The organism is Streptomyces sp. NBC_00582 (genome assembly GCF_036345155.1).
In the GTDB taxonomy this organism is placed as follows: Bacteria; Actinomycetota; Actinomycetes; order Streptomycetales; family Streptomycetaceae; genus Streptomyces.
Map to the genome: position 1 here is coordinate 3,955,105 of NZ_CP107772.1, position 25,878 is coordinate 3,980,982.

The window sequence follows — 25,878 nt, forward strand, 5'->3', positions numbered from 1 at the left end:
GCTACCGGCCCTGTGCCCTGCCGGGCCCCCGGATGCCGAGGGCCCGGGTGGTCTCTGGGTTGAGGAGCAGGACGAGCGCCGCGACGGCGACGACCGCGAGGGCGATGCCCGCCGGGATCGCCATGCTGTCGGCCTGCAGCAGGTTGTAGGCCACCGGCAGCGCCATGATCTGGGTGATGACGGCGGGCCCCCGGCTCCAGCTCCGCCGGGCGAGCAGTCCGCGCGCGGCGAGCAGCGGCAGCAGGGCGAGCACCACCAGGGTCAGGCCCCCGGTGACGGCCTGGCTCCGGTCGTCCGGGTCGCCCGTGATCCCGAGGACCAGGATCCACACGCCGCCGACGACGAGCGCCAGCCCTTCCAGAGCGGCCAGTGCGGCGGCGTACGTCAGCCGGCGCGGGCGCGGTCCGGTGGCGTCCGGGGTGGTCTCGGGGGCGAGGGGGCTCGGCTCACTGCTCACCCCTGAAGGGTAGCCCCGGCCCTGCCCGCACCTCCGGCTGCCCGGCCCGTCCTCCGGCGGCCCGCCCTTCGCTCCCGGGCCCGTGTCGAGGCTCACGTCCGATCTCTTACCGCTTCCCCACCTCGGCCTGTGCCCGGGTACCACCCAGTAGGTACGCTGCACCCCATGCGTGCACTTCTCGTGGTCAACCCGGCGGCAACCACCACCAGTGCACGGACGCGTGACGTCCTCATCCACGCACTCGCCAGCGAGATGAAGCTGGAGGCGGTCACCACCGAGTACCGCGGGCACGCGCGCGACCTGGGCCGGCAGGCGGCGGAGAGCGGGAACACCGATCTGGTGGTGGCGCTCGGCGGCGACGGCACGGTGAACGAGGTGGTCAACGGCCTGCTGCACGCCGGCCCCGACCCGGAGCGGCTGCCCGGCCTCGCGGTGGTCCCCGGCGGCTCCACCAATGTCTTCGCCCGCGCCCTGGGCCTGCCCAACGACCCGGTGGAGGCGACCGGCGCCCTGCTGGACGCCCTGCGCGAGCGGCGCGAGCGCACGGTCGGCCTGGGGATCGCCTCGGGCACCCCGGGCACGGAGGACGAGGCGGTGCCCTCGCGCTGGTTCACCTTCAACGCCGGGCTCGGGTTCGACGCGGGAGTCGTCGGCCGGGTCGAGCAGCAGCGGGAGCGGGGCAGGAGGTCGACGCACGCCCTCTATCTGATGCAGGCCGTGCGGCAACTGCTGGGCGAGCCGGACCGCCGGCGCGGATCGATCACCCTGGAGACCCCCGGCGCCGACCCGGTGACCGATTTGGTGCTCTCCATAGTCTGCAACACGGCTCCGTGGACCTATCTGGGCAATCGCCCGGTGTACGCGTCGCCTAAGGCCTCGTTCGATACCGGGCTCGACGTACTCGGTCTCAGCCGTCTGTCCACCGCCGCGGTTGCCCGGTATGGCACCCAGTTGCTCACTTCGTCCCCCGAGCGCGGCCCTCAGGGCAAGCATGCGCACTCCTTCCATGACCTGGACCGGTTCACCTTGCATTCGAAGGTGCCTCTCCCCCTCCAGATGGACGGCGACCACCTGGGACTGCGTACGAGCGTGACGTTCACAGGCGTACGCCGTGCACTGCGTGTGATTGTGTGAGCAGAAAGGGCTGAAGTCCTTTCACTCGAACGTTTAGGCCAGGATCCACCCCATGGAAGTACGGCTGTGACCTAGTCGACACCGAGGAATCAAAAAAAACTTTCCGGAAGGGGTTGTATCCGCCGCTGAGGTTTGCGAGTCTCTACGTGGCGATCGGGACGGCCCGCAACACCGGCCTCCACTGATCACCAGAACCCCTCTTCACCTCACAAGGACCACGCCAGCGAACCTGGCGGGTTGGCCCTTCACTTGTTGAGGGATTCGTGAAAGCGTTCACATTCACAAGCAACCTGCACGTAATACCAAGGAGAGGTAGCAGCCATGGACTGGCGTCACAACGCCGTTTGCCGCGAGGAAGACCCCGAGCTCTTCTTCCCCATCGGCAACACCGGTCCTGCGCTGCTGCAGATCGAGGAAGCCAAGGCCGTCTGCCGTCGCTGCCCGGTTATGGAGCAGTGTCTGCAGTGGGCGCTCGAGTCCGGCCAGGACTCCGGCGTCTGGGGTGGTCTCAGCGAGGACGAGCGTCGCGCGATGAAGCGCCGTGCCGCCCGCAACCGGGCCCGTCAGGCCTCCGCCTGACAACACCCGCCCCGCACAGCCTGAGCTTGGCGGCGCGCACAGCGAGTGCGCATCTCCCGCCCCCGAGCCGCAGCGCGCAGTACCCCCGATGCGCAGCTAATCGCTGGCAACGAGCATTCGAGCCCCGGACCCCTGAATGGTCCGGGGCTTCGTGCTGTGCCCAACTGCTCTTACCCGGGCCTTACTTCTGGGCCCGCACCGGGACGTCCAGGATCACCTGGGTGCCGCGCTCCGGGGCCGGGACCATGTCGAAGGTGCCGCCCAACTCGCCCTCCACCAGGGTACGGACGATCTGCAGACCGAGGTTGCCGGAGGTATGCGGGTCGAAGCCCTCGGGCAGGCCCACGCCGTCGTCCTGGACGGTGACCAGGAGGCGGGCCTCCTTCGCCGTACCGCCGCGGACCGCCGAGACCTCGACCGTGCCGGTGTCGCCCTCGCGGAAGCCGTGCTCCAGGGCGTTCTGGAGGATCTCGGTGAGGACCATGGACAGCGGGGTGGCGACCTCCGCGTCCAGGATGCCGAAGCGCCCGGTGCGCCGGCCGGCGACCTTGCCCGGTGAGATCTCCGCGACCATGGCGAGCACCCGGTCGGCGATCTCGTCGAACTCCACGCGCTCGTCCAGGTTCTGGGACAGCGTCTCGTGCACGATCGCGATCGAGCCGACCCGGCGCACGGCCTCCTCCAGGGCCTCCCGGCCCCGCTCGGACTCGATCCGGCGGGCCTGCAGGCGCAGCAGCGCGGCGACCGTCTGGAGGTTGTTCTTCACCCGGTGGTGGATCTCCCGGATGGTGGCGTCCTTGGTGATCAACTCGCGTTCGCGACGACGCAGTTCGGTGACGTCCCGGAGCAGCACGAGCGAACCGATGCGGGTGCCCTTGGGTTTGAGCGGGATCGTGCGGAACTGGATGACCCCGTCCTTGGCCTCGATCTCGAACTCACGGGGCGCCCAGCCGCTGGCGACCTTGGCGAGGGCCTCGTCGACCGGGCCCCGGGTGGGGGCGAGTTCGGCGGTGGTCCGTCCGAGGTGGTGGCCGAGGAGGTCGGAGGCGAGGCCCATGCGGTGGTAGGCGGAGAGCGCGTTCGGGGAGGCGTACTGGACGATGCCGTCGCCGTCGACGCGGATCAGACCGTCGCCGACGCGGGGGGCGGCGTCCATGTCCATCTGCTGGCCGGCGAAGGGGAAGGAGCCGGCCGCGATCATCTGCGCCAGGTCGGAGGCGCTCTGGAGGTAGGTCAGTTCCAGCCGGCTCGGGGTGCGCACGGTGAGCAGGTTGGTGTTGCGGGCGATGACCCCGAGGACGCGGCCCTCCCGCCGTACGGGGATGGACTCGACCCGTACGGGGACCTCTTCACGCCACTCCGGGTCGCCCTCGCGCACGATCCGGCCCTCGTCCAGGGCGGCGTCGAGCAGGGGCCTGCGGCCGCGCGGGACGAGGTGGCCGACCATGTCGTCCTGGTAGGAGGTGGGCCCGGTGTTGGGGCGCATCTGGGCCACGGAGACATAGCGGGTGCCGTCGCTGGTGGGCACCCACAGGACCAGGTCGGCGAAGGAGAGGTCGGAGAGCAGCTGCCACTCCGAGACCAGCAGGTGGAGCCACTCGAGGTCGGAGTCGTCGAGGGCGGTGTGCTGGCGTACGAGTTCGTTCATGGAGGGCACGCTGCGAGCGTACCCGTGGGTCTGTCCCTGGCCTAAAAACGCCGGGTCCCGAAAACACCCGCGGGCCGCGGCGCCTGGGAGGGACCCTCAGCCCTCCCGGCACCGCAGCCCGGAGCAATATCGGCCGCGGGGTGTGCGGTCCCGTCGGCCGAAGGTGAGGAGCCGGAGCAGTCAGGGCAGAGAGCACCGGTCCCTCGGTCCGCCCTCCTGTGCGGGGAGAACGGAAGTCTTCTCGTGCTGTTCGCTCGCGTGTTGTTCCCGCGTGTTGTTCTCGCGTGAACCATTGTGGACTAGACCACTCGGTGTGTCCATGCCCCCGCGTCCAAGACGCAGCCTAGCCTGTGCGGGTTCCTCCACGGACTGAGATGCGGGGGGCAATTTCACGGAGCTCTGATAAATTGAGCCCTGGATTGGTCTAAACCACTCAGCTCAGAACGGCAGGTCAGCGTGGAAGTTGTCATCGTTGCGGACGCCAGGTCGGGTGGCGAGCTGATCGCCGAGGCCATGGCGCAGCTGCTGCGGCGCAAACCGGACGCCCTGCTGGGCGTGGCCACCGGCTCCACCCCGCTGCCCGTCTACCAGGCGCTGGCGGCCAAGGTGCGGGCCGGGGAGACGGACACCTCGCGGGCTCGGATCGCGCAGCTCGACGAGTACGTGGGGCTGCCCGCCGACCATCCCGAGTCCTACCGGTCGGTGCTGCGGCGCGAGGTGCTGGAACCGCTCGGCATCGGCATGGAGGCGTTCCTCGGGCCCGACGGCACGGCGCCGGACATACAGGCGGCCTCCCGGGCGTACGACGCGGCGCTGGCCGCGGCCGGCGGGGTGGACCTGCAGCTGCTGGGGATCGGGACCGACGGGCACATCGGGTTCAACGAGCCGTGCTCGTCGCTGGCCTCACGGACCCGGATCAAGACGCTCACCGAGCAGACGCGGGTGGACAACGCGCGGTTCTTCGACGGGGACATCGATCAGGTGCCGCATCACGTCATCACCCAGGGGATCGGGACGATCCTGGAGGCCCGGCATCTGGTGCTGCTCGCGACCGGGGAGAACAAGGCGGACGCGGTGGCGGCGACGGTGGAGGGGCCGCTGGCCGCTGTCTGTCCCGCGTCCGCGCTTCAGTTGCATCCGCATGCGACGGTTGTCGTGGATGAGGCTGCCGCGTCCAAGCTGAAGCTTGCGGACTACTTCCGGCACACGTTCGTCAACAAGCCGGAGTGGCAGGGCATTTGAAAAGAGCGGGACCCGGCAGAGCGGATTCGTCTGCCGGGTCCCGCTGTCTTCGGGCCGCAGGCCGTCGGGGGCTGGTCGCGCGGTTCCCCGCGCCCCTTCGGCGCGGGCTACGTCCCCGCGATGACCTCTGCCGCCGCTCTGCCGCACACCCGTGCCGCGCCGTGGGTCGCGATGTGGGGGGTGCCTCGGGGCGGGGACTGGGGAACTCCCATCTCCACGACGATCGTGTCGGGGCGGGAGAGCAGAAGGGTGTCCAGGGCCTTCGTCATCCAGGGGTGGCGGTGTTCGTCCCGGACCACGGCCACCACGGGCCGGTCCCCCGCCGCGGCCAGGGCTTCCCGCGCGGCCTGTTCGCCGTCCTCGCCCCGGAAGGTTCCCGTCGTCGTACCGGGGAGCAGGCGGGTCAGTTCCGCCGCCACGCCCCAGGGGGTCTCGTCGCCGACGGCGATGTTGGCCACCGGGGCGAAGGCCGCGACGAACGGGGCCTCGGTGAGAGGGGGGAAGGTGTCCCCACCGGTGATCCGCAGGGCGCGGCGGGCGGCCAGGAGGCCGACGTCCGGTGCGGTCTCGGCGGTGCTCGTGCGCGCCGCCCCCGTCCAGTGGGCCAGGGACCGCACCCGCTCCGCCGCGTCCGCGAGACGTTCCTCCCGGAGTGCTCCGGTGCGTACGGCGGTGACGAGGGCGTCGCGCAGACGACGTACCGTCGCGTCGTCCTGGAGGCCGCCGCCCACGCAGATCGCGTCGGCACCGGCGGCGATCGCGAGGACGCTGCCGCGTTCGATGCCGTACGTCGCGGCCACCGCCTGCATCTCCATGCCGTCGGTGACGATCAGTCCCTCGTAGCCGAGGTCCCGGCGGAGGAGATCGGTGAGGACGGGGCGGGACAACGTTGCCGGGCGGACGGGATCCAGGGCGGGGACCAGGATGTGGGCGCTCATGATCGCCTTCGTGCCGGCGTCGATGGCCGCGAGAAAGGGGATCAGTTCCCGTTCGGCGAGGCCCTCGGCCGGGATGTCGATGCGCGGGAGCGCGTGGTGGGAGTCGACGGCCGTGTCCCCGTGGCCGGGGAAGTGCTTGGTGCAGGCCGCCACGCCCGCCGACTGGAGGCCGGTGACGTAGGCCGCGGTGTGCCGGGCGACCAGGGCGGGGTCCGCGCCGAAGGAACGGACCCCGATGACCGGGTTCGCCGGGTTGGAGTTGACGTCCGCGGACGGGGCCCAGTTGAGGTCGACCCCGCACTCCGCGAGCCGGCGGCCCAGCTCGTGGGCCACTCTGCGGGTCAGGTCGACGTCGTCCACCGCGCCCAGGGCGTAGTTGCCCGGGAAGGAGGAGCCGGTGGCCACCTCCAGGCGGGTCACGTCCCCGCCCTCCTCGTCGATGGCGACCAGGACGTCGTCCCGTTCGGCGCGCAGCTGGGCGGTCAGGGCGGCGAGCTGCTCCGGGGAGGCGATGTTGCGGCCGAACAGGCCGACCGAGGCCAGGCCCTCGCCGAGGCGACGGAGCAGCCAGTCGGGGGCGGTGGTGCCGGGGAAGCCCGGCTGGAGGACGGTCAGGGCGTCGCGCGTCAGCGTGTCGAGGCCGCGGGCGAGTGTCGTCATCGGGGCGTCATCCCTTCACGGCGCCCGCGGTCAGGCCCGCGGCCATCTTGCGCTGGACGAGGAGGAAGAGGGCGACGATGGGGACGGCCATCAGGGTGGCGCCGGCCATCATCGGGGCGTACTCGGTGCCGTGCTTGGTGGTGAAGTTGCCGAGCCAGACGGTCGCGGTCTGGTTCTTCTGGCTGAGGAGCATCAGGGCGTACAGGTACTCGTTCCAGGCCTGGATGAAGCCGTAGACCGAGGTGGCGACCATGCCGGGGGCCAGCAGGGGGAAGACCACCCTGATGAAGGCGCCGGTGCGGGAGCAGCCGTCGACCATGGCCGCCTCCTCCAGCTCCCTGGGGATGTTGACGATGAAGCCGCGCAGGGTCCACACCGTGAACGGGAGGATGAAGGTCAGATACGTGATGATCAGGCCGGACAGCTTGTCGTACTGATCCAGGTCGTTCAGGAGCAGGAAGACCGGGATGATCATGGCGACCAGCGGGACCATCTGGACCGCGAGGATCCCGACGATCACGATCTTGCGGCCGCGGAAGGCGAACCGGGAGATCGCGAGCGCGGCCAGCATGCCGACGACGATGCCGATCGCGACGACCGCGAGGGAGACGATCAGGCTGCGCCCGACCGGGCCCCAGAAGTCGGCGATGTCCAGCGCGCGGCTGAAGTTGGCGAGGGTGAAGCCGGTCGGCAGCAGGCTCGGATCCGGGTCGATCGCGTCCTTCGCCGGCTTGATCGCCGTGTTGAGCATCCAGTAGACGGGGAAGCCGGCGGCGGCGAAGACGAGGAGGCCGAGGAGGTTCCAGCCCCATCGCCCGCGTACGGTCGCGGCACTCGTGCTGCTCATTCGACCTCTCCGATCTTCAGCATCTGGCGCATGTAGACGGCGACCACCCCGAGCAGGAGCAGCACGGTGATCAGGGCGATCGCCGATCCCTGGCCGTAGTCGTTGACGACGAAGGCGCGGTCGTAGGAGTACGTCGTCAGGAGCTGGAACTCGGGCTCGGGATGCCCGTTGCGCATCACGAAGACCTGCGGGAAGACGCCCATGTCCCAGATGACCGACAGGGTCGTGAGCATCACGATGATCGGCTTGAGGATGGGCAGGGTGACGTACCGGAAGACACCCCAGGAGCCGGCGCCGTCGAGGCGGGCGGCCTCCTCCAGTTCGGCGGGGACCTGGGTGAGGCCGGCGCTGAGGGTGATGACCACGAAGGGGACGGCGCCCCAGATCACCAGCAGCATGATGACGGCGAGGCCCTGGGGTCCGCTGGCGAACCAGTTGTGGCCGATGAGGTCGACGCCGGGGAGCTTGCTGAGGACCGCGTTGAGGATGCCGTAGTCGGAGTCGAACAGCCACTTGAAGACGGTGGTGGCGACGATGACCGGCATGCCCCAGCTCGCCACGAGCGCGATGTTGACCAGCGTCTTCACCCAGCCGGAGACCCGCTGGAGCAGCAGGGCGATCAGCATCCCGAGGACCATCGTGAGGATCACGCAGCCCGCGGCGAAGACGATCGTGCGGACGACGACCTGCCAGAACTCGCCGTCGTCCAGGACGCCGGTGAAGTTGTCGAGGCCGACGTTCTCGGCGGGCTGGAAGCCCCAGAGCTGGGACTGGCCGAACTTCTGGAAGGAGAGGGTGACGAGCCGGACCAGCGGATAGCCCATCACCAGCAGGAGGATGAGCAGACAGGGCGCGAGCAGCAGCCAGGGGGTGCCGGCTGATGTGCGCTTCGGCCGTGGTCCGCCCGGTGGGGCGGGCGGTGGGGGTGACGGCCGCGTCGGCGGCACCTTGGCAGGGGTGGTCGTGTCTGCGGCACTCATCCGCGCGCTCCTCAGCGGTCCCTCGGGTCGTACGGGAGGCGGCGCCCGGCTCGGGGGCCGGGCGCCGCCGTCAGGTCACGAGTTGTTGATGACCTTGTCGATCGCGGCGTCCGCTTCCTTCGCCGCGTCCTCGACGCTCTTCTTGCCGGTGCCGATGGACTGCAGCATGTTCTGCAGGACCTGGGCCTTCTCGACCTGGCCCCAGCCGGGGGCCATCGGGACGAACCAGTTGGACTCGGCCGCGGTGGCCGGGACGGCCGTCGCCGGGTCGTTCTTGAGGGTGGCGAGGTCGGTCTTGTTGTTGGGCAGGTTGCCCTTGGCCATCAGGCCCTTCTGGCCGGAGGGGCCGGTGAAGGCGTTGATCCACTCGGCGGCGAGGTCCTGGGCGTCGGACTTGACCGGGACGGCGAGGTCGGAGCCGCCGAGGAAGACCGGGAGGTTCTTGCCGGACGGGCCGGGCATCACGAAGTTCTCGACGTTGCCGGCGAGCTTGCCGGTCTTGTCGTTCTCCTTGGCCGCGGCGGTCGCGCCCTCCCAGGCGGGGGCGAAGATCATGCCGGACTTGCCCTGGCCGTAGACGATGTACCGGTCGGACTCGTCCTTGGTCTTGTCGCCGTGCATGTACTTGTCGACGACCGTCTTGAACTCGCCCAGGCCCTTGAGGGACTCGGGCGAGGAGAGGTTGGCCTTCCACTTGCCGCCCGACTCGACGGCGATGGAGCCGCCGGCGTCGTAGACGAAGGACATGGCCGCGTACCAGTCGCGGGTGGGCTGGTACCAGGCGGAGAACTTGTCGCCCTCCTTCTTCTGGACCTTGTCGAGGGCGGCGGTGAGCTCGGCGTACGTCTTCGGGGTGGACTTCACGCCGACCGAGGCGAAGACGTCCTTGCGCCAGTTGGCGACGCGGCCGCCGGCGTAGTAGGGGACGCCGTAGGTCTTGCCGTCGTAGGTGACGGAGGCCTTGAGGCCGTCGAGCCAGGCGGAGGAGTTGTCGAACTTCGAGGCGTCGAGGGGGGCGAAGGCGCCCTTGACCATGTAGCCGAGCATCTCGGTGTTGCCCATCTCGACCACGTCGGGGGCCTTGTCGGTGGCGAGGACCGCGTCGAGCTTGGCGTTCTTGTCGGGCCAGCCGTAGTACTCGTGGTTGATCTTGAGGCCGGGGTGCTTCTTCAGCACCGCGGCGTCGGCCGCCTTGACCAGCGCGGGCCAGTTGTTCTGGGCGTCGACGGTCAGCCAGACCGTCAGTTCCTTGGCGTCGGAGCCCTTCGAGTCCCCGCTGTCCTTGTCGCCGCCGCACGCCGCGATGGAGACCATCATGCCCGCGATACCGATCGCGGCTATCAGCTTGCGCTTCACGCCACCCTCCTCAGGGATGCCCACACCCCCCGCCCACATGCCGGGACCTGGACCAATGGTGTAGACCAGTGCGGTGAGCTTGGCGCAGACCATTTCGACTGTCAAGGGTGGCTGAAACTGCTTTGACCAGCCGTTATGGGTTCTAGATATGCAGGAACCTTTAAGTAAGAAGCCGTCGAAAACATCGAAGCCGGAGGCGCCTCGTCCGGTAGACCACTTGCCCTTCTGGACTAGACCAGCGAAGGGTGCGACGGTATACAGAGGGGATCACGGAACGGCGGGGCGATCCCCGCCGCCACCGTGCCACGATGTGAAGCCGCGGCCGACGGTGTGTCGGCCCTTCGGCTCCCGAAGCCGGGAAGGCAGGCCATGAGCACCGACGTCAGCAGTGCGGAGAACGAGGGTGGGGCGACCGTCCGTACCGCGCGCGTGCCCAAGTACTACCGCCTGAAGAAGCACCTGCTCGACATGACGGAGACCCAGGCTCCGGGCACCCCGGTGCCGCCGGAGCGGACGCTGGCGGCCGAGTTCGACACCTCCCGCACCACCGTCCGCCAGGCCCTGCAGGAACTGGTCGTCGAGGGGCGCCTGGAGCGCATCCAGGGCAAGGGCACCTTCGTCGCCAAGCCGAAGGTCTCCCAGGCGCTGCAACTCACCTCCTACACCGAGGACATGCGCGCCCAGGGCCTCGAACCCACCTCGCAGCTCCTGGACGTCGGCTACATCACCGCCGACGACACCCTCGCCGGACTGCTGGACGTCACCGCCGGCAGCCGGGTGCTGCGCGTGGAGCGGCTGCGCATGGCCAACGGCGAGCCGATGGCCATAGAGACGACCCATCTCTCCGCCAAGCGCTTCCCCGCGCTGCGCAGGTCGCTCGTCAAGTACACCTCTCTGTACACCGCGCTGGCCGAGGTCTACGACGTCCATCTCGCCGAGGCCGAGGAGACCATCGAGACCTCGCTGGCCACCCCGCGCGAGGCCGGTCTGCTCGGCACCGACGTCGGCCTGCCCATGCTGATGCTGTCCCGGCACTCGCTGGACAAGGAGGGCCAGCCGGTGGAGTGGGTGCGTTCGGTGTACCGCGGGGACCGCTACAAGTTCGTCGCGCGACTGAAGCGGCCCGCGGACTAGGTGTATTGACCCGCAGGGTTGTTGACTCGGGTGATGGGTGGCTGGCCTCCGAGTGCGGTGTGGCAGCGATGGTAGTTGTAGGTGTGGAGGAAGTCGGCCAGGGCTGCGGTGCGTTCGTCGTTGCTGGTGAAAGGCCGCAGGTAGGCCCACTCGTCGAGCAGGGTGCGGTTGAAGCGTTCGACCTTGCCGTTGGTCTGCGGGCGGTAGGCGCGAGTCAGCTTGCCGGTCGCGCCGATCTCGATGAGCACCTGCTTCCAGGCCAGGCCCTTGCGGTAGGCCCAGGCGTTGTCGGTGAGCACGCGTTCGATGCGGGTGATGCCGTGGGCGTGGAAGAAGGCGGCCGCGCGGGTGAGGAAGCCGGCGCAGGTGGCGACTTTCTCGTCGCGGTGGATCTCGCTGTAGGCGAGGCGGCTGTGGTCGTCGATGGCTGAGTGGACGTAGTCGAAGCCCACGCTGCTGCGGCGGGCGCGGCCGGCCTGGCGGCCCAGGACCTTGTGGCCGCCGCCGTCGGGGATGCGGCCGAGTTTCTTGACGTCGACGTGGATGAGTTCGCCGGGTCGGTCGCGTTCGTAGCGGCGGATGACCTGGCCGGTGGGCCGGTCGAGGAAGGCAAGCCGGTTCAGGCCGTGGCGGACCAGGATGCGGTGCACGGTCGAGGCGGGCAGTCCCAGGACGGGGCCGAGGCGGGCGGGGCCGAGTTTGCGGTCCTGGCGCAGCCGGCACACCCGGGCCTCCACGGCTGCCGCCGTGCGGTGGGGTGTCGTCAGTGGACGGCTGGGGCGGTCGTGCAGCCCCTGTTCGCCCTCCGCTTGCCAGCGGCGCATCCACTTGTGGGCCGTGACACGTGAGATGCCCATCTCGGCCGCGACATGCGCGACGGGGCGGCCCGAACGGACACGCTCGACGAGCAGCCGCCTGCCGTGAACGGTCAGCCGGGCATTACGGTGGGACACGAAGACCTCCGTGCGGTGTGTTCTTAGACAGCTCCACCACATCGGAGGTCTTCGCCATGTTCAAGACCCGCCAGTGTCAACAACGCTCGTGATCAATACAACTAGGGCCCCGCGTGGAGGGTCTGTAGAGGGTCTTCCGCTCGGCTTATCCGTCACTTACATTGCCTGCGCATTACATCTGTGATCAAGGCGATCAGTGAGGGGACGGAGAGCCGCTGATGTCAGACACCCCGCAAGTGAGCGGAGGGCCGGTGGTGACGCCCGTACGCGTCGTCATCGCCCTCTGTCTGTTCGCGCCCTTCGTGGCGATGCTCTGGGTGGGTTCCTACGCGAAGGTGGATCCGAAGTTCATCGGGATCCCCTTCTTCTACTGGTACCAGATGCTGTGGGTGCTGCTCTCGACCGCGCTCACGATGGTCGCGTACCAGCTCTGGCAGCGTGACCAGCGCGCCCGCAGGGCCCGCGGCGAGGCCCAGGGCGGGGGTGCGGCGAAGTGAACGACGGCGTGAACGGCGTGGCCCTCACCGTCTTCATCCTCTTCTTCCTGGCCGTCACGGTCATGGGCTTCCTGGCGGCCCGCTGGCGCCAGGCCGAGAACGAGCACAGCCTCGACGAATGGGGCCTGGGCGGCCGGTCGTTCGGCACCTGGATCACCTGGTTCCTGCTCGGCGGCGACCTGTACACGGCCTACACCTTCGTCGCCGTACCGGCGGCGATCTACGCGGCGGGGGCGGCCGGCTTCTTCGCCGTCCCCTACACGATCCTGGTCTACCCGCTGATCTTCACGTTCCTGCCGCGCCTGTGGTCGGTCTCCCACAAGCACGGATACGTGACGACCTCGGACTTCGTGCGCGGCCGCTGGGGCTCCAAGGGTCTGTCCCTGGCGGTGGCGCTGACCGGCATCCTGGCGACGATGCCGTACATCGCGCTCCAGCTCGTCGGCATCCAGGCGGTGCTGGACGTGATGGGCGTCGGCGGCGGCGAGAACACCAACTGGTTCGTGAAGGACCTGCCCCTGCTGATCGCCTTCGGTGTGCTCGCGGCGTACACCTACTCCTCGGGTCTGCGCGCCCCCGCGCTGATCGCGTTCGTGAAGGACACGCTGATCTACCTCGTCATCGCGGTGGCGATCATCTACATCCCGATCAAGCTGGGCGGCTTCGACGACATCTTCGCCAAGGCCGGCGAGGCGTTCAGCCAGACCAACCCGGCGACGGGCAAGCCGCGCGGCGCGCTGGCCCCGGCCGAACCGGGCCAGTGGACGTACGCGACGCTCGCCCTCGGCTCCGCGCTCGCCCTGTTCATGTACCCGCACTCGATCACCGCGACCCTGTCCTCCAAGAGCCGTGAGGTGATCCGCCGCAACACCACGATCCTGCCGCTGTACTCCCTGATGCTCGGCCTGCTGGCCCTGCTGGGCTTCATGGCGATCGCGGCCGGCGTCAAGGTCACCAACGGCCAGCTGGCCATCCCGCAGCTCTTCGAGAACATGTTCCCGGCGTGGTTCGCGGGGGTGGCGTTCGCGGCGATCGGCATCGGCGCGCTCGTCCCGGCGGCCATCATGTCGATCGCGGCCGCGAACCTCTTCACCCGCAACATCTACAAGGACTTCATCAAGCCGGACGCGACGCCCGCCCAGGAGACCCAGGTCTCCAAGCTGGTCTCGCTGCTGGTGAAGGTCGGGGCGCTGGTCTTCGTCCTGACCATGGACAAGACGGTCGCCATCAACTTCCAGCTGCTGGGCGGCATCTGGATCCTTCAGACCTTCCCGTCCCTGGTCGGCGGTCTGTTCACCCGCTGGTTCCACCGCTGGGCCCTCCTCGCCGGCTGGGCGGTCGGCATGATCTACGGCACGGTCGCCGCGTACGGGGTCGCCTCCCCCACGCAGAAGCACTTCGGCGGCTCGGCCAAGGAGATCCCCGGCATCGGCGAGATCGGCTACATCGGCCTCACGGCGTTCGTGCTGAACCTGGTGGTCACGGTGGTCCTGACCTTCGTCCTGAAGGCCGTGAAGGCCCCCGAGGGCATCGACGAGACCAGGCCGGAGGACTACACGGCGGACGCGGGCGACCCGGGAGTTCAGGTGGAGCTGCCGCCCGCGACCGCGGGGACGAGCCACTAACCGACGCTGACCCCGCCCGCCCAGGGGCGCGGGGCTGTATCACCATGCGGCTCCGCAGCGTGGGCGCGAGCAACCACACACAACCCGCAGCGGGCCGCCGACACCGAGCACCACGTCGGCCCGCTGTCGGCTGCGGCCTACTCCCGCGTCCGCCGAGCCATCGCACCCCAGAAACGGTCCAACTCCCGCACCCGCATCCCGACCCAGGGCGGCGTCTTCCGCCGCACCCCCCGCGGCAGAAAGCGCCGCACCCGCCCCGGCAGCAGCGCCTGCTGCTGCCGGCAGAACGGCTCACGGATCTCACCGCGGGGCAGCCGGCCGCGCGGCGGGTAGGGGCAGAGCTGGAACGTGCAGTCGGGCAGACAGGTCGTCCCCGGTTCGGGCGGGGTGGACGTCCCGACCTTCAGCCCGGGCCGCAGCGGCTCCCGGTCGGTGCGGATGCACGGCGGCAGGGGCGTACCCGGCTGCTCCGCGCGGGCCAGGCGTTCCTCGACCTCGTCCGGGTGCCCGTCGCGTTCGATGAGGTTCAGCATCACCAGGACATCGGCGACGAGCCGTTGGGCGCGCGGGTCCAGGGTGCTCCAGCCGACCGACGGCGGAATCCACAGACTGTGCCTGCGGTGGCCCCCACAGGTGTCGGTGCGGGCCCCGATGTTGTCGGCGACGCCCTTCTCGTCGATCCACAGGAACCGCTCGGGCTGCCCGGTCTCCAGGGCGAGGGCCACCAGATCACCGGCTTCGGCGACGAACGGATGCAGACATCGCCGGGGCGTCGCACCGGACGGGTCGGTGCGGCCCGGCGCCGCGTTCACCGTGCCGGCCATCGACAGCCAGCGCCGCACGGTCTGTACGGCGGTGGCCCCGCCGTGGCCGCCGGCGCAGTCCTCGAGTTCCCACAGGCACAGCGCGTGCAACAGGCTGAGCTGGGCGTACCAGCACCGGGACTCCTGCAGCACGGTCTCCGCCTGCCGGATCAGATCGGCGCGCCCGCCGGGGTAGGCCTCCGGATGCCGTGACCGCCGGTTGGCCGCGTACTTGAAGCCCTGGGCCAGCGCGGCCTCCAGGGCGAGCGGCAGATCGGGGGCGCCGCCGGTGAAGTTCGGGTCGAGATGGCGCAGCCACTTGGTGAGGCGTTCGCGTGCCTCGTCGCGGTGGGCCTCGTCGACGGAGCCGAGGAGCATCGGGACCATCCAGGCCCGCATCACGAACTCCCGGAAGAGGGCGACCCGTCGTTCGCGGTAGCGCCGGTTCAGTTCCTTGCGGTCCTGCTGCAGCCGCCGTACGCGCTCGGTCGACGCGGCGCCCGAGAGCGAGGTCGCCGACCGCGCCCGGCCCATGCGGGCGGCCCAGGTCTCGTACTCCCGCCGCTTTCGGGCCCTCAGTTCCTCCAGCCGGTCCTCGTACTCCCGCACCGGGTCGCTGGTGAGACCGACCCGCTCACGGATCACGGCGAACGCGGCGTTGCCGCCGGCCCCGAACTCCTGGGCGACGGCCAGGCGGATGGAGTAGGAGTCCTCCTCGATGCCGAGCCGGAAGAGCTCCCAGTACAGCGGGGTGGTGTCGACCCGGTCGGACACCTTGCGCAGGGCGGCTCCGAGTTGTCTGAGCACCCTGCGCTTGGCGTCCCTCAGGGTGCGCCGGTCGCCCTTGACGGCGGGCCAGCGCTCGCGCACCGCGGTCACGATGTCGCCCAGCCGCCGGGGATCGTTCTCCGCGCTCTCGATCTCCAGGGCCGCGGCATACAGGTCGAGGGCCTTCGGATCGCCCGTGCGGCGGCTCGCGGCGTCGCACAGCCGCAGGGCCGGCGGGCGTCCCCCGACGGCCGACTGGCGGACCCGCTCGGCGACCCCCTTGCGCACACCGGCCCGGATTCCGCTCCCGGGAGCCGGCAGCCCGGTCTCCCTCGCCCGGGACAGCAGCACCAGGGCGATGAGCAGTTCCCGGCTGGGGCCGGGCGGTTGCAGCGCCCCCTCGACCAGTTCGCCGGCGCCCCGCTCCCCCATCTGGTGCAACAGGCGGTGGCCCAGGTAGGCCTGGAGGATGCTGTGCGGGAAGCGGACCTTGCGCTCGGAGCCCTCCACCAGTTTGAGCCGGCCCGCCTGGGCCGCGAGACGGGCGAGACCGGCGTGGCACTGGTCCATGTTGCCCTCGCGCAGCCTCCGGCGTTCCTCGTCGCCGAGCCGCTCGCACAGCGCCTCCCAGATCCGCTGCCGTTGCCAGTCGGCGAGGACGTTGCCCTGCTTGCCGTAGCGGTCGAACACCCGCCCGGACCAGAGGTGTTCCAGCCGGGCCCGGGCCCGGCTTGCGGGACCGGGGTGGAGGACCTCCGGGTCGAGCAGTTCCGCGAAGCCGACCTCCAGCTTGTCCTGGAGCAGTCCGACGCAGGCCAGGGCCGAGACCGCCTCCAGGGTGTCGCGGCGCTCCTGCGGCGTCAGCGGGACCTCCTCGCGCAGCTTCCCCTCGCACAGCGCCTCGGCCCAGCTCTCCAGCAGCCACAGCCGCAGGGCGGCCCGGTCGCGGCCGCGGGTGCTCAGGTGGTGGGGGGCGCGGTCCGGACTGTCGTGCTCCAGGGCTCCGCGCCGGTGGAGTTCGCGGACGATCCGGAGGTAGATCGGTGACTCGGTCACCTCGGCCGTCTCCACGATCCAGTCCAGTCGGCGCTCGTCGGTCCCGGGTCCGCCCGCTTCGACGAAGCGCAGGGCCGCCTCCTCGCCGAGCGGCTCCAGTTCGACGATCGCGGCGGAGGTGTTCTCCAGGGGGCTGTGCGGCCGGGAGGCGATGACCAGGGGCAGCTTCTCCTCGTGGGCGCGTTCGATGGCCCGGCGGATGACGTTGTCCCGGCTCTGCTGACGGCCGTCGTCGAGGAGGGCCTCCTCCAGCCCGTCGGCGAGGACGACCGGCTTGTCGTCGGCGAGGAGCTGCTGCCAGACCCGGTCGGTCTTGGTGCGCGCCAGGATGCCCTTGGGCGCCTCGTCGGTGAAGCGCCGTCTGGCCAGGCGTTCGAAGTTCAGATCCGACCCGTCCGCCGCGTCCCGCAGCCGGATCGGCACCGGTACGGCGTTCTGGTGGGCCAGGAGTTCGCTGAGCCGTACGAGGACGGCGGTCTTGCCCGAGCCGACGCCGCCGACCAGCAGATAGGGCCGCCGGGTGTCGCGCTCCCGCAACCGCTCGGCGATGACCTGGGCGATCTCGTCCCGGCCCACGATCTCGGCGGTGTCGGGACCGGCGGTGGGCACCAGCTTGCGGGGGTCGCGCAGCGCCTTGGCGAGGTAACGCCGTTTGGTCCAGCGGTACCACCAGAACAGGAACAGCGCGGCGGCGACGGAGGCGGCGAGGATCGGGCCGACGAACTTGAAGACGGTCTCGAAGCCCTCGTTGTTCTGACGCCAGTGCTCGAACCAGGTCGTGTCGTGGGTGATGAGGATGAACACGCCCTCGCCGATCCAGGCGAGCAGCGCCAGCGCGGCGACCAGCCAGATCGCCCGGGTGATGTTGGCGTAGGAGACCCGCCGGTGCCACTTCCTGGGGCGGGCGGTGCCGCGGCGGGCCTCCAGACGGATCGTCAGGGTGTGCCAGCGGCCCACGAGGCCGTGTCCGACCCGGTTGCCGGCGCGCCGCAGGTCCAGTGTCGCCATCGGCGCGTCACGCGGTCGCTCCTTGCCGGGCGGGTGACGGACGACCCTCGTCATCGTGCGTTCTCCTTCCGAGAGCGGTGCTCGGGACGGAGGAGCTGAGGGGCGACCACGCCTTCTTCCATGGAATCACTCCCGCCCCACCCCGCAACCCGGGCGTCCCCGCCGGGAAAACGGGAGGTTTCCGCCGGCGGGGGTCCGGCAGACTCGGGCCATGGACATCGTGATACGGCGGGCGGAGCCCGGTGAGTACGAGGCGCTGGGTGAGATCACCGCGCGGGCCTATCTCCAGGACGGTCTGCTCGACTACGGCGAGGGGGACGCGTACCTGCCGGTGCTGAAGGACGTGGCCGCGCGGGCGGCCGCCGCCGAGGTGCTGGTCGCCGTCGAGGGGGAACGGCTGCTGGGCGGGGTCACGTTCGTCGCGGGGCCCGGGCCGGTCGCCGACATCGCGCGGCCCGGCGAGGCCGAGATCCGCGCGCTCGCGGTCGCGCACGAGGCGCGGGGCCGGGGTGCCGGGGAGGCCCTGGTGCGGGCCTGCCTCGACCGGGCGCGGGCCACGGAGGGCTGCACGGCGGTCGTCCTGTCGAGCCAGCGCAGCATGCACACCGCGCACCGGATCTACGAACGTCTCGGCTTCGTCCGTACACCCGAGCGGGACTGGAATCCCGTGCCGCATCTGGACGACGTCACTCTTCTCGCCTACGAGTTGACGCTCTGACACCACCCCGACACAACATCTGGGGGTGGCGTGACAGGCGAGCACAAGATGTATGCTCATGCTCGTTGTCGCCGCAGGGGAATCCGGTGCGAATCCGGAACTGTCCCGCAACGGTGTACTTGTGCATGTCTGTGCACGAGCGTCAGTCCGAGGACCTGCCGACAGCGCGCCCGGCCGTCCCGGTCCGGGTGTCCTGACGTCCGGGCCTCGTGGAGTGGGCCGGTGGACGCGACGCCGTGCGCGCTCGTGTGCTGCCCCCTGCCCTTTGCGAGGCCCCCTGCCGAGCGAGGGAGAGCCCCACGTGACCATCGCGCCAGCCGATCCGGCCTCAGCGATCCAGCCGGACTTCGACGGTCCCGGTGCCGCGCTGCTGCGGACCCTGACCGAGCTGACCGCCGACCTCCCCGACGCCGACCCCGGTCGGGTCGCCGCCGCCGCGCTGCGCGGCCGGTCGGCGCGGGCGGACGAGACGGAGCTGCGCGAGCTGGCCACGGAGGCGGCCGCCGGCCTGATCTCCGAGGACCCCGCCTACTCGAAGCTGGCCGCCCGGCTGCTGACGGTCTCGATCGCCGCGGAGGCCGCCTCGCAGGGTGTGACGTCCTTCACGGAGTCCGTCGCCGTGGGCCACCGCGAGGGGCTGGTCGCCGACCGCACCGCCGCGTTCGTACGGCTGCACGCGACCCGGCTGGACGCGCTGATCGACCCGGCCGCCGACGACCGCTTCGGCTACTTCGGACTGCGCACCCTGCACAGCCGCTATCTGCTGCGCCACCCCCTCACCCGTAAGGTCGTGGAGACGCCCCAGCACTTCCTGCTGCGGGTCGCGAGCGGTCTCGCCGAGGACGACACCACCCGTGCCGTGGACGAGGTCGCCGCGCTCTACGGGCTCATGAGCCGGCTCGACTACCTGCCGTCCTCCCCCACGCTCTTCAACTCCGGCACCCGGCACCCCCAGATGTCGTCCTGCTACCTCCTCGACTCCCCGCTGGACGAGCTGGACTCGATCTACGACCGCTACCACCAGGTGGCCCGGCTGTCGAAGCACGCCGGCGGCATCGGGCTGTCGTACTCCCGGATCCGCTCGCGCGGTTCGCTGATCCGCGGCACCAACGGGCACTCCAACGGCATCGTGCCGTTCCTGAAGACCCTGGACGCCTCCGTCGCCGCCGTGAACCAGGGCGGGCGGCGCAAGGGCGCGGCCGCGGTCTATCTGGAGACCTGGCACTCCGACATCGAGGAGTTCCTGGAGCTGCGTGACAACACCGGTGAGGACGCCCGCCGTACGCACAACCTGAACCTGGCGCACTGGATCCCGGACGAGTTCATGCGCCGGGTGAACGCCGACGGGCAGTGGTCGCTGTTCTCGCCCTCCGACGTGCCCGAGCTGGTCGACCTGTGGGGCGAGGAGTTCGACGCCGCGTACCGCAAGGCGGAGGCGGCCGGACTCGCGAAGAAGACCATCCCGGCGCGCGACCTGTACGGCCGGATGATGCGGACCCTCGCGCAGACCGGCAACGGCTGGATGACCTTCAAGGACGCGGCCAACCGCACCGCCAACCAGACGGCGCTGCCGGGCCATGTCGTGCACTCCTCCAACCTCTGCACGGAGATCCTGGAGGTCACGAACGACGGCGAGACGGCGGTCTGCAACCTGGGGTCGGTGAACCTCGGCGCGTTCGTCGACACGACGACCGGTGACCTCGACTGGGAGCGGCTGGACGGAGCCGTCCGCACGGCCGTCACCTTCCTCGACCGGGTCGTCGACATCAACTTCTACCCGACCGAGCAGGCGGGCCGGTCCAACGCCAAGTGGCGTCCGGTGGGCCTGGGCGCGATGGGGCTGCAGGACGTCTTCTTCAAGCTGCGGCTGCCCTTCGACTCCGCCGGGGCCCGGGAGCTGTCGACGCGGATCGCCGAGCGGATCATGCTCGCGGCGTACGAGGCCTCCGCCGACCTGGCCGAGCGCAGCGGCCCGCTGCCGGCCTGGGAGAAGACCCGTACCGCGCGGGGTGTGCTGCACCCGGACCACTACGGTGTCGCCTTCACCTGGCCGGAGCGCTGGGCGGCGCTGCGCGAGCGGATCGCCACGACGGGTCTGCGCAACAGCCTGCTGCTCGCGATCGCGCCGACCGCCACGATCGCCTCGATCGCCGGTGTCTACGAGTGCATCGAGCCGCAGGTGTCCAACCTGTTCAAGCGCGAGACGCTGTCGGGTGAGTTCCTCCAGGTCAACTCGTATCTGGTCCAGGACCTCAAGGAGCTGGGCGTGTGGGACGCGCGGACCCGGGAGGCGCTGCGCGAGTCCAACGGCTCGGTGCAGGACTTCGCGTGGATCCCGGCCGACGTACGGGCCCTGTACCGGACGGCGTGGGAGATCCCGCAGCGTGGCCTGATCGACATGGCCGCCGCCCGCACCCCGTTCCTGGACCAGTCCCAGTCCCTGAACCTGTTCCTGGAGACGCCGACCATCGGCAAGCTCTCCTCGATGTACGCGTACGCCTGGAAGTCGGGCCTGAAGACGACGTACTACCTGCGGTCGCGTCCGGCGACCCGGATCGCCCGCGCCGCACAAGCATCCCTTCCCGTGCAGCAGACCGCCGACCCCGACGCCGTCGCCTGCTCCCTTGAGAACCCCGAGTCCTGCGAGGCCTGCCAGTAATGAGTTCCACCGAGAAGAACCTGCTCGACCCGGGCTTCGAACTGACCCTGCGCCCGATGCGCTACCCGGACTTCTACGAGCGCTACCGGGACGCCATCAAGAACACCTGGACCGTCGAGGAGGTCGACCTCCACTCGGACGTCGCCGACCTCGCCAAGCTGTCCCCGATGGAGCAGCACCTGATCGGCCGGCTGGTCGCCTTCTTCGCGACGGGTGACTCGATCGTGGCGAACAACCTGGTGCTGACGCTGTACAAGCACATCAACTCCCCCGAGGCGCGCCTCTATCTGAGCAGGCAGCTCTTCGAGGAGGCCGTCCACGTCCAGTTCTATCTGACGCTGCTGGACACCTATCTGCCCGACCCGGACGACCGGGCGGCCGCCTTCGACGCGGTCGAGAACATCCCGTCGATCCGCGAGAAGGCCGAGTTCTGCTTCAAGTGGATCAACGAGGTCGAGAAGATCGACCGTCTGGAGTCGCAGGCCGACCGCCGCCGCTTCCTGCTCAACCTGATCTGCTTCGCCGCGTGCATCGAGGGCCTGTTCTTCTACGGCGCCTTCGCGTACGTCTACTGGTTCCGCAGCCGGGGTCTGCTGCACGGTCTCGCCACCGGTACCAACTGGGTGTTCCGGGACGAGACCATGCACATGAGCTTCGCGTTCGACGTGGTCGACACGGTCCGCAAGGAGGAGCCGGAGCTGTTCGACGAGCGGCTTCAGCAGCAGGTCACCGACATGCTCCGGGAGGCCGTCGAGGCGGAGCTGCAGTTCGCGCGGGACCTGTGCGGCGACGGACTGCCGGGCATGAACACCGACTCGATGCGGCAGTACCTGGAGTGCGTCGCCGACCAGCGCCTCACCCGGCTGGGCTTCGCCCCGGTGTACGGCTCGGAGAACCCGTTCTCCTTCATGGAGCTGCAGGGCGTTCAGGAGCTGACCAACTTCTTCGAGCGGCGCCCGTCGGCGTACCAGGTCGCGGTGGAGGGCACGGTCGACCTGGACGAGGACTTCTGACCCTCCCTCTCTCCGCGGGCCTCCTGGGCCTCCCTGATCTGCCGGTCGGCGCGCCGGTCGCGCACGACGCCGAGCACGGACGGGAGGACCAGGAGGACGAGGATCCCCAGGACCAGGAGCATTCCGACGAGGCCTTCGATCTGGTTCGTGTTCATGTACACCACTGTCGCGCCGGACGCTCCTGACCGGGAGTGGCAGGACTGCCGTACACCTTCAAATTCCTGCCAGTACGGGTGCACACTGGGAGCATGCTGAAGAACGTGGCCGCGGTCCTGCTCGACGGTGTGCACCCCTTCGAGCTCGGTGTCGTCTGCGAGGTGTTCGGCCTCGACCGCGGTGACGAGGGGTTGCCGGTGTACGACTTCGCCGTGGTCTCGGCCGAGGGCCCCTCGCTGGGCACCCATGTCGGCGGGCTCACCGTCTCCACGCCGTACGGCCTCGACCGGCTGGAGGAGGCCGATCTGATCGCCGTACCGGCCGCGGACTCGGCCCTCGACCGGGACTATCCGCCCGCGCTGCTGGCCGCCCTGCGCCGCGCCGTGGACCGCGGGACGCGGGTGCTCAGCGTCTGCTCCGGGGTGTTCGTGCTGGGCGCGGCGGGGCTGCTCGACGGGCGGCGCTGTGCCGCGCACTGGCGGCACGCCGAGGTCCTGGCCCGCCGCTTCCCGAGGACGCTCGTCGAGCCGGACGTGCTCTACGTCGACGAGGACCCGGTGATCACCTCCGCCGGCACCGCCGCCGGGATCGACGCCTGTCTGCACATCGTCCGCAAGGAGCAGGGGCCCGAGGTCGCGAACGGGATCGCCCGGCGGATGGTGGTCCCGCCGCACCGGGACGGCGGCCAGGCGCAGTACATCCAGCGGCCGCTGCCCCGCTCGTCGTGCGACACGGTCGGGGAGGTGCTGGCCTGGATGGAGGCGCACCTCGACCAGGAGGTCACGGTCGAGCAGCTCGCGGCCCGCGCCCATATGGCGCCGCGCACCTTCGCCCGCCGCTTCCAGCAGGAGACGGGCACCACCCCCTACCGCTGGCTGCTGCGCCAGCGGGTGCTGCTCGCACAGGACCTGCTGGAGGCCACGGACGAGACGGTGGACGCGATCGCCTGGCGCACCGGCTTCGGCACGGCGGGCGCCCTGCGCCATCAGTTCGTGCGGTCCCTGGGGACGACCCCGAACGCCTACCGGCGGACGTTCCGGGGGCCGCGGGCCGTCGCCTGACCGCCCGCGGCCCGGGGCCGCCCCCCGGTTCTCACCCCGGCAGCGCCCTCAGCAGCAGTCGGCGCGGCCGGAGCGTGATGCCGATGCGGGTGCGGTTGTCGGAGCCGGGCGCGGACTCGAAGCGGAACGCGCGCGCCACCACCGCGGTGATCAGTGTGAGTTCGGCCATCGAGAAGTGGTCGCTCGGGCACTTGCGGTTGCCGACGCCGAACGGCGACATGGCGTACTTCGGCACCTGAGCGGAGTGGCCGGGCACCCAGCGGTCGGGATCGAACTCCTCGTTCCGCTCGAACGAACGCGGATCGCGCTGCACCGCGTACGGGCTGTAGACGATGTCCGCACCGGCCGGAATGCGGTATCCGCCGAGCTCGGTGTCGGTCACCGCGCGCCGGGTCAATATCCATACCGCGGGATACAGCCGCATGGTCTCGACCACCACATTGGCCGTGTGCCGGAGCTTTCGGACGTCGCCGAATGCGACCGGCCGGTCACCGACGACGTTTTTCACCTCCTCGCGGATCTTGTCCACTTGATCCGGATGCTCCGTGAGGACGTGGAGCAACGACATGACCACGGAACCGGCGGTTTCGCTGCCCGGGGTCAGTATCGCGACGACCTGGTCGTGGATCTCCTGTTCGCCGATCGGGTCGCCATTCTCGTCCGTCGCCTCCAGCAAAGCCGTCAGCAAATCGTCCGGCTTTTGACCGGAGGCCCGGCGCTCGGCGATGATCTCGTCGACGAGCCGGTGGAGATCGGCCAGTGCCCGGTTGAATTCGCGGTTGGCCGGAATCGGTACCCGATAAAGGGGTCCGAGGGGCAGCACCATGCGTTGGTACATACCGGCGAACAGCGTGGCGAGCGCCGAGGTGATGCGCTCGGACCGGCTGTCCATGTGGGTGCCCCGCATCAGACAGCGGGCGGAGATGCGCACGGACACCCGGAAGCCCTCGGCGGTGGCGTCGAGGACCTCGCCCCTGCTCCAGCGCTCGACGAGCGCGTGCGCCTCCTCCTCCATGATCGGCCCGTAGGCCGGCAGGGCGTCGAGCCGGAACGCGGGCTGGATGGTGCGCCGCTGCCGACGGTGGAGCGGGCCGTTGGCGGTGGCCACGCCCTCCTTGCCCAGCAGGTCCTCCAGGGACTCCCAGAGGGGCCCGGAGATGATGTAGTCGGGGCTGAGGGCGAGTTGCCCGGTGAGTTCGGGCGCGGTGACGGCGTACAGCGTCTTGGGTCCCAGCCTGAGGCGGACGACGTCACCGTGGTCGCGGAGCTGTTCGAGGAAGGCCAGCGGGCCGCGGGCCAGCTTCCAGCCGTGGCCGAGGAGCGGGAACCCGCCGCCGGCCAGGGGCGGTTCCTGTGGTGCTGTCGTCCCGGAGGACTCGGGCTTCACGGATTCGACGGTCATTTCTCACCTGCCGCTTCGTTGTTGACGTACGGGGGCGTGGACCGGTCGTCCCAGCTGTCGACCATGTACCGGCCGGACTCGTGGTGGAACCAGTAGACGGAACTGAACCAGTTCCGCATGTTCGCGAGGCAGGCCCGTACGGCGGCGCCGAGTTCTTTTCCGTGGACCGTCCCGTCGTCGAGCCGGTCGGCGAGCCGTAAGACGTCCTTCTCGACGGTGAGGAATCCGGATATGCATTCCTCGACGCGCCGCCTCAGTTCGTCCACTGCCTCTTCCAGGGTCAGTCCCTCATGGGTGATGAGACTGATTCCGAGATTGTGCACCTCATCGCCCGCGATTTCTTTCGGGAGCGAGCAGAGGTCGTTGTACCAGGCGGCGAATTCCTGACTCAGCAGGGCCGCCCGCCGAAAGGAAGGATGAAGTCGCACCGCGCGGGGAAGTTCGCAGCCCGCGCTCAGTTCCAGGAGGTCGGTCCAGATCCAGTGCGCAAAGGTGAGCCGACGCAGGGCGAGATATTCCTCGACCGTGGGAATCCGCCCTTGGAGACGGTTGCGGAATTCCCGGTCGTACGCGTCGATCACGGCGTGGAAGTGACGCCTGAACCGCGCGTTCCAGGTGCCGGGCAGGAACGCGAAGAGCCGGCCCGCGGTGTCGGCGAGCCCGGCCACCAACGGGTCAGGATGGCGCAGGTGGGCCGCCGGGGCGTCCAGGGCGCCGTGCAACCGGAACCTGAGCCGGCGCCACTGCGCGGCGCGCCCGTGGACGGCGTCGCGGTCGTGCCGGTCGTCCCAGACGAAGAACCACGCGCTGTAGTCGGCTATGGCTTGCAGAACCTCCTCGGAGGCGTCGAGGTAGTAGCCCGCCATCAGATCCGTGTAGCACAGTCCGTCGGCATATTCTGCGACCTTGTCCGCCGGCATGAGACTTTTCTCCCGCAGCCAGGTGCGGGTCTTCTCCTGCAACCGGGGCCAATACGGATGCAGTTGCCGGAGAAAGGCCGCCTCGATGACCGGAAGAGAGAGCGAGGGCGGAACCGCCGGTGCGGCCACCGTCACCGTGGTGCTGTATGTGGTGCTGTGTGGGAAAGCTGGCACGAACAACCCCTCTCAGCCGCCAGTGGGCGCACGCCCCTCCCGCCGTGCCGGGCGTGCGCCGTTGCGTATCCCCGCACTTCCCATTCAGCA

At 69.9% G+C, this 25,878-nt stretch carries 21 protein-coding genes and 1 riboswitch; of the genes, 10 read left to right on the forward strand and 11 right to left on the reverse strand.

Going from position 1 to position 25,878, the window contains the following annotated elements; genetic code table 11:
- Position 1 precedes the first annotated feature (1 nt).
- A complete protein-coding gene (locus tag OG852_RS17265; protein ID WP_330348390.1) occupies positions 2 to 457 on the reverse strand; it encodes a hypothetical protein in 456 nt (151 codons plus the stop codon).
- Positions 458 to 622: 165 nt separating this feature from the next.
- Here OG852_RS17265 and OG852_RS17270 point away from each other — a divergent pair, with 165 nt between their 5' ends.
- Together OG852_RS17270 and OG852_RS17275 are read left to right on the forward strand one after the other, a co-directional pair.
- The gene (locus OG852_RS17270; protein WP_133912480.1) at positions 623 to 1,591 is read left to right on the forward strand and encodes a diacylglycerol/lipid kinase family protein; all 969 of its coding nucleotides are present in this window, start codon (positions 623 to 625) and stop codon (positions 1,589 to 1,591) included.
- Between the two features lie 321 nt (positions 1,592 to 1,912).
- Positions 1,913 to 2,170, forward strand: a complete 258-nt coding sequence (locus OG852_RS17275; RefSeq protein ID WP_016639615.1) for a WhiB family transcriptional regulator — start codon at positions 1,913 to 1,915, stop codon at positions 2,168 to 2,170.
- 181 nt (positions 2,171 to 2,351) lie between these two features.
- On the opposite strand, the gene OG852_RS17280 is transcribed toward OG852_RS17275, so the two are convergent.
- A complete protein-coding gene (locus tag OG852_RS17280) occupies positions 2,352 to 3,818 on the reverse strand; it encodes a sensor histidine kinase (protein ID WP_133912871.1) in 1,467 nt (488 codons plus the stop codon).
- A gap of 456 nt (positions 3,819 to 4,274) precedes the next feature.
- Here OG852_RS17280 and nagB point away from each other — a divergent pair, with 456 nt between their 5' ends.
- Positions 4,275 to 5,060 carry a glucosamine-6-phosphate deaminase gene (gene nagB, locus OG852_RS17285; RefSeq protein ID WP_133912481.1) on the forward strand — a complete coding sequence of 262 codons (786 nt, stop codon included), beginning with the start codon at positions 4,275 to 4,277 and terminating at the stop codon, positions 5,058 to 5,060.
- Between the two features lie 107 nt (positions 5,061 to 5,167).
- Here nagB and OG852_RS17290 read toward each other — a convergent pair whose 3' ends face one another.
- From OG852_RS17290 to OG852_RS17305, 4 genes are all read right to left on the reverse strand, one after another.
- The gene (locus OG852_RS17290) at positions 5,168 to 6,658 is read right to left on the reverse strand and encodes a glycoside hydrolase family 3 protein (RefSeq protein ID WP_133912482.1); all 1,491 of its coding nucleotides are present in this window, start codon (positions 6,656 to 6,658) and stop codon (positions 5,168 to 5,170) included.
- Positions 6,659 to 6,665: 7 nt separating this feature from the next.
- A complete protein-coding gene (locus tag OG852_RS17295) occupies positions 6,666 to 7,505 on the reverse strand; it encodes a carbohydrate ABC transporter permease (protein ID WP_133912483.1) in 840 nt (279 codons plus the stop codon).
- Positions 7,502 to 8,485, reverse strand: a complete 984-nt coding sequence (locus tag OG852_RS17300) for a carbohydrate ABC transporter permease (protein WP_133912484.1) — start codon at positions 8,483 to 8,485, stop codon at positions 7,502 to 7,504. Before OG852_RS17300 ends, OG852_RS17295 begins: the two co-directional genes overlap by 4 nt.
- Positions 8,486 to 8,560: 75 nt before the next feature.
- The gene (locus tag OG852_RS17305; RefSeq protein ID WP_133912485.1) at positions 8,561 to 9,841 is read right to left on the reverse strand and encodes an extracellular solute-binding protein; all 1,281 of its coding nucleotides are present in this window, start codon (positions 9,839 to 9,841) and stop codon (positions 8,561 to 8,563) included.
- Between the two features lie 369 nt (positions 9,842 to 10,210).
- Here OG852_RS17305 and OG852_RS17310 point away from each other — a divergent pair, with 369 nt between their 5' ends.
- Complete coding sequence (locus OG852_RS17310) at positions 10,211 to 10,975, forward strand: GntR family transcriptional regulator (RefSeq protein ID WP_133912486.1); 765 nt, start codon at positions 10,211 to 10,213, stop codon at positions 10,973 to 10,975.
- Here OG852_RS17310 and OG852_RS17315 read toward each other — a convergent pair.
- Positions 10,972 to 11,928 (reverse strand): IS481 family transposase, encoded by a 957-nt coding sequence (locus OG852_RS17315; RefSeq protein WP_330346872.1) that lies wholly within the window; start codon positions 11,926 to 11,928, stop codon positions 10,972 to 10,974. The genes OG852_RS17310 and OG852_RS17315 overlap by 4 nt on opposite strands.
- Before the next feature lie 218 nt (positions 11,929 to 12,146).
- Between OG852_RS17315 and OG852_RS17320 the strand changes: the two genes are divergently transcribed.
- Positions 12,147 to 12,425 (forward strand): DUF3311 domain-containing protein, encoded by a 279-nt coding sequence (locus OG852_RS17320; RefSeq protein WP_133912487.1) that lies wholly within the window; start codon positions 12,147 to 12,149, stop codon positions 12,423 to 12,425.
- Positions 12,422 to 14,050: a monocarboxylate uptake permease MctP gene (mctP, locus tag OG852_RS17325; protein WP_133912488.1), complete on the forward strand. Its 1,629-nt coding sequence runs from the start codon at positions 12,422 to 12,424 to the stop codon at positions 14,048 to 14,050. Before OG852_RS17320 ends, mctP begins: the two co-directional genes overlap by 4 nt.
- Before the next feature lie 137 nt (positions 14,051 to 14,187).
- Here the strand turns inward: mctP and OG852_RS17330 are convergent, their stop codons facing one another.
- Positions 14,188 to 17,739: an NACHT domain-containing protein gene (locus OG852_RS17330; RefSeq protein ID WP_133912489.1), complete on the reverse strand. Its 3,552-nt coding sequence runs from the start codon at positions 17,737 to 17,739 to the stop codon at positions 14,188 to 14,190.
- A 157-nt stretch (positions 17,740 to 17,896) separates the two neighbouring features.
- Here OG852_RS17330 and OG852_RS17335 point away from each other — a divergent pair, with 157 nt between their 5' ends.
- The 3 genes from OG852_RS17335 (at position 17,897) to OG852_RS17345 (ending at position 22,075) form a co-directional block, all read left to right on the forward strand.
- On the forward strand, positions 17,897 to 18,403 hold the full coding sequence (locus tag OG852_RS17335) for a GNAT family N-acetyltransferase (protein WP_133912490.1): 507 nt from the start codon (positions 17,897 to 17,899) through the stop codon (positions 18,401 to 18,403).
- 52 nt (positions 18,404 to 18,455) lie between these two features.
- Positions 18,456 to 18,580, forward strand: a riboswitch (cobalamin riboswitch).
- Positions 18,581 to 18,704: 124 nt separating this feature from the next.
- Entirely contained in the window at positions 18,705 to 21,062 is a 2,358-nt protein-coding gene (locus OG852_RS17340; RefSeq protein ID WP_133912491.1) for a ribonucleoside-diphosphate reductase subunit alpha, read from the forward strand.
- On the forward strand, positions 21,062 to 22,075 hold the full coding sequence (locus OG852_RS17345) for a ribonucleotide-diphosphate reductase subunit beta (protein WP_133912492.1): 1,014 nt from the start codon (positions 21,062 to 21,064) through the stop codon (positions 22,073 to 22,075). The genes OG852_RS17340 and OG852_RS17345 overlap by 1 nt, the downstream gene beginning before the upstream one ends.
- Here the strand turns inward: OG852_RS17345 and OG852_RS17350 are convergent.
- On the reverse strand, positions 21,988 to 22,230 hold the full coding sequence (locus OG852_RS17350) for a hypothetical protein (protein WP_208117147.1): 243 nt from the start codon (positions 22,228 to 22,230) through the stop codon (positions 21,988 to 21,990). The two genes, OG852_RS17345 and OG852_RS17350, sit on opposite strands and share 88 nt — an antisense overlap.
- Positions 22,231 to 22,323: 93 nt before the next feature.
- Here OG852_RS17350 and OG852_RS17355 point away from each other — a divergent pair, with 93 nt between their 5' ends.
- Positions 22,324 to 23,292, forward strand: a complete 969-nt coding sequence (locus OG852_RS17355) for a helix-turn-helix domain-containing protein (protein WP_133912494.1) — start codon at positions 22,324 to 22,326, stop codon at positions 23,290 to 23,292.
- Positions 23,293 to 23,323: 31 nt separating this feature from the next.
- On the opposite strand, the gene OG852_RS17360 is transcribed toward OG852_RS17355, so the two are convergent.
- Both OG852_RS17360 and cyc1 read right to left on the reverse strand, forming a co-directional pair.
- Positions 23,324 to 24,694 (reverse strand): bifunctional albaflavenone monooxygenase/terpene synthase, encoded by a 1,371-nt coding sequence (locus tag OG852_RS17360; protein ID WP_330348391.1) that lies wholly within the window; start codon positions 24,692 to 24,694, stop codon positions 23,324 to 23,326.
- Positions 24,691 to 25,788 (reverse strand): epi-isozizaene synthase, encoded by a 1,098-nt coding sequence (gene cyc1, locus OG852_RS17365; RefSeq protein ID WP_208117148.1) that lies wholly within the window; start codon positions 25,786 to 25,788, stop codon positions 24,691 to 24,693. The genes OG852_RS17360 and cyc1 overlap by 4 nt, the downstream gene beginning before the upstream one ends.
- Positions 25,789 to 25,878 lie beyond the last annotated feature (90 nt).